Raw genomic sequence first — 14,091 nt, 5'->3', positions numbered from 1 at the left:
CAAGGCTAAACCCGTAGCCAGCTCCCGCCGTCTTTCTGGATCGCCCCGCCCGTGCGCCGCCCTCTACGCGACGAACTCTCTCCAGGTCTCTCTCCCCGCCGCGAGCCCCTGCAGCGGCTCCTCCGCTCCGTGGAGGTGGCCGACGGGAGCGAGCGGATCGTCTCCCTGCACCGGAAGATCCTCACTGGCTACGTGCTGCTCGGCGCGGCGCTCGTGTTCGCCATGGCGGTGCTCCAGCGCTTCGAGCTGGGCCTGCGCTGGCAGGTGCCCATCGGCTTCTTCCTTACGGTGGTTGCCGCGCTCACCCTGCCTCGGCTGCTGGCACGCGTGAACCGCGTGCGCGTGCTGTCGCGCTCCGCCTTCGAAATCTCCCAGGGCGACCTCTCCAAGCCCGTGGAGGCAGACCCCTCCAATCCTCGCGATGAAATCGATGAGCTGACCAGCGCCATCGACAAGATGCAGGAGAACCTGCGCGAGCTGGTGGGCAAGATCCAGGACACCGCCAAGAGCGTGGCGGACACGGCCATCGAGGTGCAGCGCTCGGCCGAGAACGTGAACGGCTCCACCGAGGAGGTGGGCTCGTCCATGGAGAAGATCGCCGCGGGCGCCGAGGCCCAGACGATGCTGGTGAGCAAGGCCTCCACCGTCATCACCTCCATGGCCGGCTCCATCCAGCGCACCGCCACCAGCGCCGATGACGCGGCCCGCACCGCCCTCCAGACGACCCAGGCCGCCGAGGATGGCTCCAAGGCCGCGCGCCTGGCCGGCGACAAGGTCAAGAAGGTGTTCAGCCGCATCGAGGCCGCCAGCCAGCAGGTGTTCGCCTTCGGTGAGAAGACGCAGGAGATCTCCAAGATCGTCGACGCCATCACCCAGGTGGCGCAGCAGACGAACCTCCTGGCCCTCAACGCCACCATCGAGGCGGCCCGCGCCGGTGAGTACGGCCGCGGCTTCGCGGTGGTCGCCGACGAGGTGCGCAAGCTGGCCGAGAGCGCCGGCCGCTCCGCCGAGCAGATCTCCAAGCTGGCCCGGGACATCTCCGGCCAGTCCACCTCCGTGGTGTCCGCCATGAAGGAGGGCATCGAGGAGCTGACCGAGGGCCGCGAGGACCTGACCAACATCGTCCGCTCCATGGGCGCCATCACCGACACCGTGCGCAAGAGCGCCGAGCGGGTGCACCTCATCTCCGAGAGCGCCCGCGAGCAGCTCGAGGGCAGCAAGGAGATGGTGAAGGCCATCGAGGAGATCTCCCTGGTGGCGCGCAACAACTCCTCCTCCACGGACGCCATCCAGAAGATCATCCAGGAGCAGACCAGCGCCGTCTCACGCATGACGTCGCTGGCCAATGAGCTGACCAACACCTCCGTCGAGCTGCAGAGCGTGGTCCGCAGCTTCCGGCTCGACCGGTGAGCCACTCCCTCCGAGGTTCCCTTGTTGCGGCACGTCATCTTCCGCGTGGAGAAGGAGCGCTACGGGCTGCCCCTCTCGGCGGTCCGCGAGGTGGTGGTGCCCCCCGGCCGCTTCACCTGGGTGCCGCGGGCCCCCACCGCCGTCTCCGGGGTGATGAACCTGCGCGGCCGCGTCGTCACCGTGGTGGAGATGCGACAGCTGCTCGGCCTGCCGGAGGGGCCATCTCCCGGTTCTCGCGTTCTCTTGCTGGACCGGGGGCGCAGGGATTTGGGATTCTTGGTCACGGATGTGGATGGGATCGAGGCCCTGGACCGCGTGAGCACTGCGGCGCCGGGGAAGGCCGCACTGGCGGTCAAGGGCGTGGCCCGGCTGAAAGGCCTGGGAGTGACGGTGTTGGATCCCGAAGGATTGGATTCTGCGGTGGTGGGCCTGTTCACCCCGCAGAAGTGAGTAGCCCTTCAAAATGCGCGGGTGCTAGGCTCCGCGCTCCTCTCGAGGCCTTACGCGGAGGCGACGCTTCACATGGCTGCTAAGCGGGTCCTGGTCGTTGACGACGCCATCTTCATGCGCAACATGATCAAGGACATCTTCGCGTCCGGCGGGTTCGAGGTGGTTGGCGAGGCTGCCAACGGCCTGGAGGCCGTAGAGAAATACAAGGAGCTCAAGCCGGACCTCACGACGATGGACATCGTCATGCCCTTCAAGAGCGGCATCGAGGCCACGCGGGAGATCCTCAAGCACGACAGCAACGCGGTGGTCATCATGTGCTCGGCACTGGGCCAGGAGAGCCTGGTGATGGAGGCCATCGAGGCAGGTGCCTCGGACTTCATCGTCAAGCCGTTCCGCGCCGAGGACGTGCTGGCCGTGGTGAAGAAAGTCCTCGGCGACAGCTAGCGCACACCCCGCGCTGCGCTGTCCCGCTTGCGGAGGAGGGGTCCGGCATGGCGATGGACATGTCCCGGTACCTCGGGCTCTTCGTCACCGAGGCCAGCGAGCACCTCGAGGCGCTCGGGAGGGATCTCGTCCAGCTCGAGAAGGAGGGCGGCCCCAGCGCCGTGGACTCCATGTTCCGCCATGCCCACTCCGTCAAGGGCATGGCCTCCTCCATGGGCTTCGAGTCCATTGCCACGCTCGCCCACCGCGTGGAGGACCTGGTGGATGCCGTCCGCCAGGACGCGACGCGGCTCAACCGCGAAGTGGTGGATCTGCTGCTGTCGGCCACGGACACGCTGCTGTCCCAGGTGCGCACGGTGGCCGAGAACAAGCCCCCGGAGGAGGCCGCCGCGCTGCTGGCCCAGCTCTCTGCCAGGGTTTCCGCCATCACCGGCCAGGCCCCCGCTCCCACGCGGGTGATGAAGGCCACGGCTCTGCGTACTACGCCCGCTCCGGTGGCCGTGCCCGCCGTGCCTGCGCCTCGGCCCGAAGGTGGCACTCCGCCTCCGGTTGCTGGAATGGCGCCCCCCGGGCCTCGCGCCGAGCCCGCACCTCCGGGGAGCGGTGCTCCTCCTGCCCCCGCTCCGGCGGCACCGGGCACGGCTCCGGCTCCGAAGGAGGTCAAGCTGGAGGCGGGCCCCCAGGCGCGCTGGGCCGTGAAGGTGCGTGTCGTGCCGACGTGCCAGGTGCCGGGAGTGCGGGCGTTCCTGGTGCACAAGCGCCTGTCCGGGCTGGGCGCCGTCACCGAGCTGCGCCCGGCGCTGGAGGACCTGAAGGCCGGCCGCATCCCGGACGGCCTCATCCAGTGCGAGGTGGAGACCTCGTCGGGCGAGCAGGGCATTCAGGGCGCGCTGCGGAACGTGTCCGAGGTGGAGCTCGTCTCCATCAAGCCCGTCATCACCACGCCGCCGCCCATCGCATTGCCGGTGCCGCCCCCCGAGGGCTCTCGCGCCGTCGCCGGTGAGGCCGCTCCGCGCACGGTGCGTGTGCGCACGGAGCTGCTGGACTACTTCCTGGACACGGTGGGGGAGCTGATGCTCGCCACCGCCCGGCTGCGCGAGGTGGGCAAGGAGCTGCCGGAGAACGTGCGCCCCGGGCTGGAGGAGGGCGTCTACCGGCTGCACGCCCTGGTGAAGGATCTGCACGACAAGGTCATGTCCGCGCGCATGACGCCGCTGTCGCTGATCACGGACCGGTTGCCCCGGGCGGCGCGAGACATTGCTCGCAAGCGCGGGCGCGAGGTGGACCTGGTCATCACCGGCGCGGAGATCGAGCTCGATCGGGCCATCCTGGATGAGCTCAACGATCCGATGATGCACATCCTGCGCAACTGCATCGACCACGGCCTGGAGTCGCCCGAGGAGCGCGCCGTCGCGGGCAAGAGCCCCAAGGGCAAGGTCCAGGTGTCCGTGCGCCGCGCCAGGGACCGCGTCGTCATTGAGCTCGAGGACGACGGCCGGGGAATGAACGCGGAGAAGCTCAAGGCGGCGGCCCTCGCCCGAGGAGCCATCACCGCCGAGGCCGCGGCGCGCATGTCCGACCGCGACGCCTTCATGCTCGCCTGCCTGCCCGGTGTGTCGACGGCCAAGGATGTGTCGGAGATCTCCGGTCGCGGCGTGGGCATGGACGCCGTGAAGCGTGTGGTGGAGAACGTCGGCGGCACCCTGGAGATCGACAGCGAGAAGGGCAAGGGCACCCGCTTCACACTGCGGCTGCCGCTCACGGTGGCGGTGGTGCACCTGCTGCTGGTCGAGGTGGGAGACGAGGTGTTCGGCCTGCCCATCGCCAAGGTGCTGGGCGCTCAGGAAGCCGATGCCGAGACGCTCAGCCGCAGCCGCGAGACGGCGCTACTGCCCCATGGGAATACGCTGCTGCCGGTGCATGATCTGGATGTCCTGGTGGGCCTGCCGCCGCGATCCAGACAGGGAGTGCGGCCCTTCGTGGTGATGGAGGGAGATTCCGGGAAGGTGGCTTTGGCGGTGGATCGCCTGCTGGGGCAGGAAGAAGTAGTCCTCAAACCACTATCTCGGCCCTTGGACTTGCTACCGGGCCTTTCTGGGGTGACCATTCTGGGCAGTGGCCGCCCGGTCTTCATCCTGGACGTGCCGAGGTTACTGTCCGCGTGAACGCCCCAGTCCCCAGCGAAGCGCAGCTCGACGTGCTGCGAGAGGTGGCCAACATCGGCTGCGGGCACGCCGTCAACGCGCTGGCGCGTCTGGTCGGCGGCAAGCGGGTGGATCTCTCCGTGCCGCAGGTCATCGTCACCACCGCGGCCGAGGCGGCCGAGCAGATCGGTGGGGAAGAGGTGGTCACCAGCGTCAAGCTGGGCATCGTCGGCGAGCTGCGAGGGCTGATGCTCTTCGTGATGCCCTCCCGGGACGGTGCGGCGCTGGGCAAGGTGCTGCTCGGGCACGTCACGGGCGGGGTGGAGCTGGAGAGCGCCATCTCCGAGGCGGCCAACATCGTCGCCAGCGCGTGCCTGTCCGCCATTGGAAAGCTGACGCGCTGGAGGCTGCTGCCCACGGTGCCGGAATTGCGTGGGGGCTCGGCCCGCGAGGTGGTGGGCGCCGCGCTGCGCGACACCGAGGGCCAGCAGACCAGCAGGGTGGTGGTGCTGGAGGCGCGCTTCTCGGCGGCCAGCGCTCCGCCGGTGTCCGGACGCATGCTGCTGGTGTTGGAGCGGGACAGCTCCGACGCGCTGCTCCACCGCCTGGGCGTGTAGCCGTCCGCACCCGCTCGTTCTCTGTGTGCCCGGTTTGAGGTAGAGGGCGCGCATGGACGAGAAGGCGCTGTCGCAACTCCTGAAGCAGGTGAAGGGTGGCAAGGTCTCCGTGGACGATGCGGTCCACCGGCTGAAGGATCTCCCGTTCGCGGAGCTGGGCTATGCCACGCTGGATACGCACCGCTCGCTGAGGTTCGGCTTTCCCGAGGTGGTGCTCGGCGAACCGAAGACGGTGGAGCAGCTGCTGGGCATCGTCGGCGCGCTGGTGGATCGCAAGCAGACGGTGTTGGTGACGCGGCTGCAGCCGGACAAGGCCGAGGCGCTGCTGTCCCGCTTCCCCAAGGGCGAGTACCACGCGGTGTCGCGCATCTTCCATCTCAAGCAGGGCAAGCGGAAGGCGGGCCGCGTGGCCGTCGTCACCGCCGGCACCAGCGACATCCCCGTGGCCGAGGAGGCCGCCATCACCGCCGAGGCCATGGGCGCCACGGTGCGGCGCGTCTACGACGTGGGCGTGGCGGGCATCCACCGGCTGCTGCGGCGGCGCGAGGAGATCCAGGAGTGCCACGCGGCGGTGGTGGTGGCGGGCATGGAGGGCGCGCTCGCGAGCGCCCTGGGCGGACTGGTGGGCATCCCCGTGGTGGCGGTCCCCACGTCCGTGGGCTACGGCGCCAACTTCAAGGGCGTCTCCGCGCTGCTGGCGATGGTGAACTCCTGCGCCTCCAACGTCGCCGTGGTCAACATCGACAACGGCTTCGGCGGCGGCTTCTACGCGACGCTGATCTCCCGGACTCGCGGCCAACGGTAGAAACCGGCTCTCCACGCGTGCTTGGAATGACAAGCATTGCGGGCAAAAGCCCGTTTGGTGTGTTTGGCAGGGCTGTAGTATTATTGGGAAATTGAAATTTGGTGGCTGGATGTGTTAATTCCGTGACTCTGGCTGAGACGCGCCCCCACCTACCGAGCTTCGAGCAGTCCGATCCCAGCGAGCGCGTCTCGGCCAGCCACGTCACTCCGCTTGTCGGGACCCTCAGATGACACCCTCCGTTTCGCCGCCTCGCCCCCGAGGCGTTCTTGGATTGAGCACGCGAGTGCTCGGAGCCGTATGGATTCTTGCGACGCTGGCCTGTGAAGGTTCGGGCAGCGCGCCCGCGGCGTCTCCCCAGCAGCCGCGGCCCGAGGGCTTCCGGGCCGGACTCGCGACCCACAAGGTGCAGCTGAGCGCGGAACAGCAGAAGCAGCTCGAGGCGCAGGGCGCCCGCTTCGAGATCATCGGAGACTACGGTTCCTTCAAGATCGCGGCGGTGGATGAGGCGGCGTTGGATGCGCTGCCCGCGGCTGCCGAGGCCCGTGACGACTTCAACGACATCCTGTTGAACGCGGGCGTCATCGACACCGCGTCCTCGCAGGGCCAGTCGCTGCGCGGGCTGAACCTGCCGGCCTCGGGCAAGAGCCTGAAGATCGTCCAGTTCGCTGGTCCCATCCAGGAATCGTGGGTGAAGGAGCTCGAGGCCACCGGCGTCAAGGTGATCACCTACATCCCCAACAACGCGTACATCGTCTACGGCGACGCGGCCTCGCTGGCGAAGCTGCAGCGGCATGTCACCGCCACTCCGTCCATCCAGTGGAATGGCGACTACCTGAACGACTACAAGCTGGATCCGTCCATCCAGACGAGCCAGGTGCCGACCTACGCCATCCAGCTCATCAAGGACGAGGAGGCCAACGGCCCCACGCTGGAGCTCATCCGTGCGAAGCAGTCTCGCGCCGGGACGATCCGCGAGTCGCTGGGCTACGTGAACGTGGTGGCGTACCTGACGGCGAAGGATCTCTATGACATCGCCGCGCGTCCGGACGTGCTCTCCATCCAGCCGCGCTCCGAGCCGCGCAAGTTCGACGAGCGGCAGAACATCATCCTCACCGGTCAGCTGACGGGGAACGGCCCCACGGCGCCGGGCTACCTGGCGTGGTTGGCCACCAAGGGCTTCACCCAGGCGCAGTTCACCGCCTCCGGGTTCGGCGTGGACGTGTCCGACAGCGGCCTGGACAACGGCACCACGACGCCCAACCACTTCGGCTACTACGAGGGCGGCAATATCAACGGCGCCAGCCGCATCGTCTACAACCGCATCGAGGGCAGCGGCTCCACGACCCAGGGCTGCGATGGCCACGGCACCCTGAACGCGCACATCATCGGCGGCTACACCAACCTGACGGGGGCTCCGTTCCAGGATGCAGCGGGCTACTCCTATGGCCTGGGCGTGGCGCCCTTCGTGAAGCTGGGCGGCTCCGTCATCTTCGGGCCGGACTACACCGACCCCGTCTACGAGGACCTGCAGTCTCGCGCGTACCGCGACGGCATGCGCATCAGCAGCAACAGCTGGGGCTACACCAGCGGCAACACCTACAACATCGACTGCCAGCAGTACGACTCGCTGGTGCGTGACGCGCAGCAGGCCGGCCACGCCGAGCCCAACGTCGCAGGCAACCAGGAGATGATCATCGTCTTCGCCGCGGGCAACAACGGCTCCGCGGCCAACACCGTGGCGCCTCCGGGCACCGCGAAGAACGTCATCACCGTGGGCGCCGCGGAGAACGTCCAGGCCTTCGGCGGTGCGGATGCGTGCGGCACCACGGATGCGGAGGCCAACAGCGCCAACGACATCGTGGGCTTCTCCGGCCGTGGCCCGTCCTCGGACGGCCGCAAGAAGCCGGACATCATGGCTCCCGGCACGCACGTGTCCGGTGGCGTGGCGCAGGACGCCAGCCAGCGCGCCAACCCGCCGGCCAACCCGCTGGGCAAGGCGCTCTCGTGCTTCGACGCGTCGGGCGTGTGCGGCGGCTCCGGCAGCGACTTCTTCCCATCCACCCAGCAATGGTACTCGGCCTCCTCCGGCACCAGCCACTCGACTCCGGCGGTGGCTGGCGGTACGGCGCTGGTGCGCCAGTACTTCATCAACCAGGGCATGACGCCGCCGAGCGCGGCCATGACCAAGGCGTATCTGATGAACTCCGCCCGCTACATGACGGGCACGGCCGCCAACGACAACCTCTGGTCCAACAACCAGGGCATGGGAATGATGGACCTGGGCCGGGCCTTCGATGGCACCCCGCGCAAGCTGGATGACCAGACTTCGGCCAACCTCTTCACCGCCACGGGGCAGACTCGCACCTTCACGGGCGTGGTGGCGGATTCCACGAAGCCCTTCCGCGTCACCCTGGCGTGGACGGACGCGCCGGGCTCCACCACCGGCGGCGCGTGGAAGAACAACCTGGACCTGAGCGTCACGCTCGGCGCCAACACCTACAAGGGCAACGTCTTCACCGGCGCCAACTCCATCACGGGCGGCACGGCGGACAGCGCGAACAACGTGGAGAGCGTCTTCCTGCCCGCGGGCGCGGAGGGCAGCTTCACCATCACCGTCACGGCGACGAACATCACCTCGGACGGCGTGCCGGGCAATGCCTCCGCGCTGGACCAGGACTTCGCCCTGGTGGCCTACAACATCTGTGACACCGTGGCCCAGACGCCCACCGGTGTGGCAGCCGTGGTCAATGGCTCCAACCGCGTGGATGTGAGCTGGATCGAGAACGGCGCTGCCTCGTACAACGTCTACCGTTCCACCACCGCGGGCGGCCCGTACACCCTGGTGGGCAGCGCGACGACCTCTCCGTTCTCGGACACCACCGTGTCGGGCGGCATCACCTATTACTACGTGGTCCGCGCGGTGCAGTGCTCGGAGTCCCCCAAGTCCACCGAGGTCTCCGTCACCGCCTCCGGCGCGTGCACGCTGAAGCCCACCTTCGCGGGCCTCACCTCCGCGGCCAACGGCATGGCGTCCACTTGCTCCAACACGCTGACCTGGGCCGCGGGTACGCCGATCTGCGGCGGCACGCTGAGCTACTCGGTCTACCGCGGCACGGCTTCGGGCTTCACGCCGTCGGCGGCGAACAAGATCGCCACGGGCATCACCGGCACCACGTTCAATGACGACCTGAACCTGACGCAGAGCACCACGTACTACTACGTGGTCCGCGCCACCGAGACGAGCTCGGCCGCCGTCGAAGAGACGAACACCGTGCAGAAGTCGGCCGCGCCCACCGGCGCGGTGAGCCCGGGCCTTCGTTACTTCGATGACCTGGACAACAACCGCCCGACGAACGCGGCCTCGTATTGGATCGCGACGACCCAGACGGGCACCTCGGGCACGATCAACATCACCACGGGCTGCCACTACCAGTCGGCCACGAAGGCCTACCGCTTCGGTGCGGCCAACACCACCTGCGGCGGCACCTATCCGCTGAGCACCCAGGCCACCCTGTCGCTGGGCGGCAATGGTTCCACCACGGGCATCAACGGCTTCGCCATCCCGGCGAGCGCCTCCAGCCCGGTGATGTCGTTCAACCTCTGGTACACCACCGAGGATCAATACGACGGCGCATGGCTGGTCTACAGCACCACCAGCGCGGCGGGCCCGTGGACCAACGTGAGCGATGCGGTGACCACCACTGCGCCGTACGTCTCCGCTGGCGGCTACGACAACGTGCTCAAGTCCAGTACGACCACTCGCATCTGGACCAAGACGAACGCCGGTGCCAACGGCTCGCTGAAGGCCGTCACCGTCAACCTGGGAGCGCTGGCGGGCCAGACGGTGTGGTTCGGCTTCAAGTTCTACAGCGACGTCTCGACCACCGCCGAGGGCGTCTACGTCGACGATGTCCGCATCACCGCGGACACCTTCGGTAGCTGCAGCACGCAGGTGCCTCCTCCGGGCCCGGCCGTCGCATACAAGCTGACGGGGCTTCCGACCACCTTCCCGGCTGGCACGTCGTCCACCGTCACCCTCACCGCGGTGGATGCGGTGGGCACGACGGCGATCGACTACGCCGGCACGGCGGCCTTCACCAGCTCGGATCCGCAGGCGGTGCTGCCCACGGATGTGACGTTCACGGCGGGCGTGGCGACCGGCTCGGTCTCCTTGCGCAAGCTGGGGACGCAGACCCTCACCGCCACGGACACGACGAACCCGGCGCTGACTGCCACCGGTAGCACCACTGTCACCGCGGGGGCCGCGACCGCCCTGGTCATCACCGTGCAGCCCATCACCACCAAGGCCGGCGCCTCCATCGCTCCGGCCGTGAAGGTGGGGCTGGTGGATCAGTTCGGCAACGCGGTGACGACGGGGACCAACACCGTCAGTGTCGCGCTGGGTACCAACCCGGGCAGCAGCACGCTGTCCGGAACGGCCTCTGTGGCGATGGTCGCGGGCGTGGCCACCTTCAGCAACCTGTCCCTCGACAAGGTGGGTACGGGCTACACGCTGGTGGCCTCCTCCACGGGCCTCACCGACGCCACGAGCGTGGCGTTCAACATCACCTCGGCCGATCCCGCGAAGGTGGCCTTCCAGGCCCAGCCGTCCACCACCCAGGCGGGCGAGTCCATGGCCCCGGCGGTGAAGGTCGCCATCCTGGATCGGTTCGACAACGTCACGGACTCCACCGCGACCGTCTACGTCGTCCTGACCACCAACCCGAATGACACCCGGATGGGGGGCACCACTGCCGTCGCGGCCGTCAACGGCGTGGCCACCTTCAGCGACCTGAGCCTCGACAAGACGGGGACGTATACGCTGGATTCCTTCACGGACACGCTGGCCGCCGTGACGAGCACCGGGTTCGACATCACCCCGGCCGTTCCGTCTCGCGTGCGCATCACCCGGCAGCCGAGCGATACCGTCGCGGCCGCCGCCATCACTCCGTCCATCGAGGCCACTCTCTATGATCGGTTCGGGAACGTGGCGACGCAGGCGACCAACGCCATCTCCGTGTCGCTGGGGAACAACCCCACCGGCGGCGCGCTGAGCGGCACCACCGTCGTCAACGCGGCGGGGGGCACGGTGAGCTTCGGTGACCTGTCGGTGGACAAGGCGGGCCTCAACTACACCCTGGTGGTGGGCGGCAGCGGGCTCTACGCGGACACCAGCGTGGGCTTCGATGTGGCCGTGGGCGCCGCGACGCAGTTGGCCTTCACGGCGTCGCCCGTGGGCAGCGTAGCCTCGGGCTCGCCCTTCACGGTGAAGGTTGCGGTTCGGGATGCGGGCGGCAACGTGGTCACCAGTGCCTCGGCTCCGGTGACGCTGACGTTCACCAGCGCCTCGGGCGCCACCCTGAGCGGCACGACGGTGGCGACTCCCGTCAACGGCGTGGCCACCTTCACGGGCCTCTCCGTGGACAAGGTCGGTACGGGCTACACGATCCAGGCGAGCGCCTCGGGCATTGCCTCCGCGACTTCGCCGGCCTTCGGCGTCGATCCGGGTGCGGCGGCGGGGCTGAAGTTCGCCACCCAGCCGAGCAACAGCACCGCAGGCGCGGCCATCACCCCGTCCATCCTGGTGGCGCTGGAGGATGCCCAGGGCAACACGTTGAACACGTCCGGTGCGAGCATCACGCTGGTGCTGGGCACCAACCCCTCGTCCGGGACGCTGAGCGGCGTGAAGACGGCGACGACCCTCAACGGCGTGGCCAGCTTCTCGGGCCTCTCCGTGGACAAGGTCGGCACGGGCTACACGCTGACGGCGAGCGCGGGTGCGCTGAGCGCCACCAGCGCGGCGTTCGACATCGCGCACGGTCCCACGGCGGCGGCTGTGTTCACGGTGCAGCCGGGCTCCGCCCCGGTGGGCGCGGTGATCACCCCTGCGGTCCGTGTCACGCTGCAGGATGCCTACGGCAACGTGGCCACCAGCGCCACGGACGCTGTCACGGTGGCCATCGGCAACAACCCGCGCAACGGGACGCTCTCCGGTACGAAGACGGCCAACGCCATCAACGGCGTGGCCACCTTCTCGGACCTGTCCATCAACCGCAACGGCAAGGGCTACACGCTGACGGCGAGCACGGGCTCGCTGTCGGCCACGAGCACGGCGTTCGACATCACCCCGGGTAAGAGCCAGAAGCTGGTGTTCCGTACCACGCCGAGCCAGGTGGCGGCGGGCAGCACGCTGGCCACCATCGAGGTGGAGCTGCGCGATGAGCTGGACAACCTGCTCACCGATGCTCCTACCAGCGTGACGCTGGGGCTCGGCGAGAATCCCACGGCAGCCCAGTTGCTGGGCGTGTCCACGGTCCAGACGGTCGACGGCGTGGCGAAGTTCGATGGGCTGTCCCTGCGCAAGGCTGGCAACGGCTACACGCTGGTGGCCAGCGCCCAGGGCTTCACCGGCGCAACGAGCGCGGCGTTGAACGTCAAGCCGGGTGCGGCGGCCAGCTACACGCTGTCGGTCGTGGCCAGCGTGACGGCGGGCCAGGAGGCCTCCCTCTCGGCCTCCGCCTATGACGCCTACGGCAACCCGGCCGCGGAGTACGGCGGCTCGGTGAAGGTGACCAGCTCCGACCCGACGGCGGCCTTCGCCAGCACGGCGCAGTTCGTCGAGGGTGTGCTCCCGAGCTTCAAGGTGACGTTCAAGTCTCCGGGCCTGCGCACGCTCACCGTGACGGACTCGGAGAACGCGAGCCTCACCGGGACCGCCCAGCTCAACGTCACGCCGTTCGCCCAGCCGACGGCGTCGGTGACGGATCCGGCCGGTGGGACCACCGTCTCCGGCAAGGTCAACATCACCGTCACGGGCGCCGTGGCTCCGGGCACCACGCTGGCTCAGCTCTCCATCCTCGTGGATGGGGTGGTGGTCGCCAGCGGCACGGATGCGACGCTGTCCGGTAGCTGGGACAGCGCCACCGCCACGGAGGGTACGGCCCACACCATCACCGCCCTCATCACCGACGGTGCTGGCAATGTGGCCTCCTCCGCTCCTGTGATCGTCACTGTCCAGAGCGGTAGCTGCGGTTGTGGCGCCACCTCCGGCACTGACGCTGGCATCTACCTGGGCCTGCTCGTCCTGGCCCGGTACCTGCTCGGGCGCCGTCGCGAGAAGGCGGCGGCCTAGCGGGTGACGCGAGGCCTCGGGCGCCTGAAGCGGGCGTCCCGGGGCCGAGCGGGCGGAGAGGTGTGTTCCGCCTGCTCACTCCAAATCTGAACGGCTGAGACGAACGCGCCGGCGGGAATCCACCCGTCGGCGCGTTTGCTTTTGAGGGTGCTTCGAGGTGCTCGCTACTGGCCGAGCCCGTGCAACTCGCCGGAGGGCACCACGCGCACACCGGACGACGCATCCCTCGCCAGGGCCAGCATCGCTCTCGCGACGGTGCGGGCCTCGATGGGACGCCCGCTGAAGGGGCGGAGCAGCGGCCCGAGCGCCTTGGTGAGGACGATGGCGGCGCGTTCACCGGTGCGGCTCTCGGTGCGCTCCCCCAGCAGCAGCGAGGGGCGGAGGTGGATGAGGGACTCGAAGCCCACGGTCTCCAGGTCCTTCTCCGCCTCTCCCTTCACACGGTTGTAGAAGATGCGCGAACTCGAGTCCGCGCCGAGCGCCGAGACCAGCAGGAAGCGCCGCGCCCCCGCCTTGCGCGCAGCCCTGGCGAAGGAGAGCACCGCATCATGGTCCACCGCGCGGAAGGCCTCCTGACTGCCAGCCTTCTTGATGGTGGTGCCCAGGCAGCAGAAGGCATCTTCCGCTACGGGGAGTGGCTCGGCGTCGAGGCGCGCGAAGTCCACGGTGAGCTGACGGAGCTTCGGGTGCTGTTGGGGCAGGGCGCGCCGACCGAGCGAAGACACCTCTCGGTACAGAGGGCTCTCCAGCAGCGCCTCGAGAAGAAATCCGCCGACGAGTCCGCTCGCTCCAGCCACGAGTGCGCTGCGTGTCTCCATGGCTCGATACTCGCACGAAGGCGGAGCGAGGGGCAGGTTCCTGGCGCCTGCCATGCGAGGCAGGGCAGGTGGCTCTGGAATCGGAGGTGCCCGTGCTGGCGGCGGCGATGAACCGAACCTGTCCAACAGGCAGACAAGTTGGTTCGGACTCGCTCCGGAGGGGGCTCCTGCACAGTCTCTGATCTCTACGACTGAGCGCTCCCCGCAGGCAGACGAGATTCTCCCCGAGGGCTGCGGAGGTCGGGCACTATGCGAGCACTGCGGAGGGAGC

At 68.7% G+C, this 14,091-nt stretch carries 8 protein-coding genes; 7 read left to right on the top strand and 1 reads right to left on the bottom strand.

What is annotated here, in order from left to right; all coding sequences use genetic code 11:
- Positions 1–51 precede the first annotated feature (51 nt).
- From KY501_RS06380 to KY501_RS06350, 7 genes are all read left to right on the top strand, one after another.
- Positions 52–1,410, top strand: a complete 1,359-nt coding sequence (locus KY501_RS06380) for a methyl-accepting chemotaxis protein (RefSeq protein ID WP_224361646.1) — start codon at positions 52–54, stop codon at positions 1,408–1,410.
- A gap of 24 nt (positions 1,411–1,434) precedes the next feature.
- A complete protein-coding gene (locus KY501_RS06375) occupies positions 1,435–1,860 on the top strand; it encodes a chemotaxis protein CheW (RefSeq protein WP_224361717.1) in 426 nt (141 codons plus the stop codon).
- Between the two features lie 72 nt (positions 1,861–1,932).
- Positions 1,933–2,304 carry a response regulator gene (locus KY501_RS06370; protein WP_224361644.1) on the top strand — a complete coding sequence of 124 codons (372 nt, stop codon included), beginning with the start codon at positions 1,933–1,935 and terminating at the stop codon, positions 2,302–2,304.
- Between the two features lie 47 nt (positions 2,305–2,351).
- On the top strand, positions 2,352–4,469 hold the full coding sequence (locus KY501_RS06365) for a chemotaxis protein CheA (protein WP_224361642.1): 2,118 nt from the start codon (positions 2,352–2,354) through the stop codon (positions 4,467–4,469).
- Positions 4,466–5,065 (top strand): chemotaxis protein CheC, encoded by a 600-nt coding sequence (locus KY501_RS06360; RefSeq protein WP_224361640.1) that lies wholly within the window; start codon positions 4,466–4,468, stop codon positions 5,063–5,065. Before KY501_RS06365 ends, KY501_RS06360 begins: the two co-directional genes overlap by 4 nt.
- Positions 5,066–5,117: 52 nt before the next feature.
- On the top strand, positions 5,118–5,870 hold the full coding sequence (larB, locus tag KY501_RS06355) for a nickel pincer cofactor biosynthesis protein LarB (RefSeq protein WP_224361638.1): 753 nt from the start codon (positions 5,118–5,120) through the stop codon (positions 5,868–5,870).
- A gap of 271 nt (positions 5,871–6,141) precedes the next feature.
- Positions 6,142–13,002 carry a S8 family serine peptidase gene (locus tag KY501_RS06350; RefSeq protein WP_224361636.1) on the top strand — a complete coding sequence of 2,287 codons (6,861 nt, stop codon included), beginning with the start codon at positions 6,142–6,144 and terminating at the stop codon, positions 13,000–13,002.
- A 164-nt stretch (positions 13,003–13,166) separates the two neighbouring features.
- On the opposite strand, the gene KY501_RS06345 is transcribed toward KY501_RS06350, so the two are convergent.
- Positions 13,167–13,820: an oxidoreductase gene (locus KY501_RS06345; protein ID WP_224361635.1), complete on the bottom strand. Its 654-nt coding sequence runs from the start codon at positions 13,818–13,820 to the stop codon at positions 13,167–13,169.
- Positions 13,821–14,091 lie beyond the last annotated feature (271 nt).

This window comes from Hyalangium versicolor (genome assembly GCF_020103695.1).
Classification (GTDB): domain Bacteria; phylum Myxococcota; class Myxococcia; order Myxococcales; family Myxococcaceae; genus Hyalangium; species Hyalangium versicolor.
This window is presented reverse-complemented; position numbering and strand designations above follow the sequence as displayed.

Coding starts and splice junctions, on each gene's coding strand:
- KY501_RS06370 (WP_224361644.1), top strand. CDS start 1,933: ATGGCTGCTAAGCGGGTCCTGGTCGTTGACGACGCCATCTTCATGCGC.
- KY501_RS06365 (WP_224361642.1), top strand. CDS start 2,352: ATGGCGATGGACATGTCCCGGTACCTCGGGCTCTTCGTCACCGAGGCC.
- larB (WP_224361638.1), top strand. CDS start 5,118: ATGGACGAGAAGGCGCTGTCGCAACTCCTGAAGCAGGTGAAGGGTGGC.
- KY501_RS06345 (WP_224361635.1), bottom strand. CDS start 13,820: ATGGAGACACGCAGCGCACTCGTGGCTGGAGCGAGCGGACTCGTCGGC.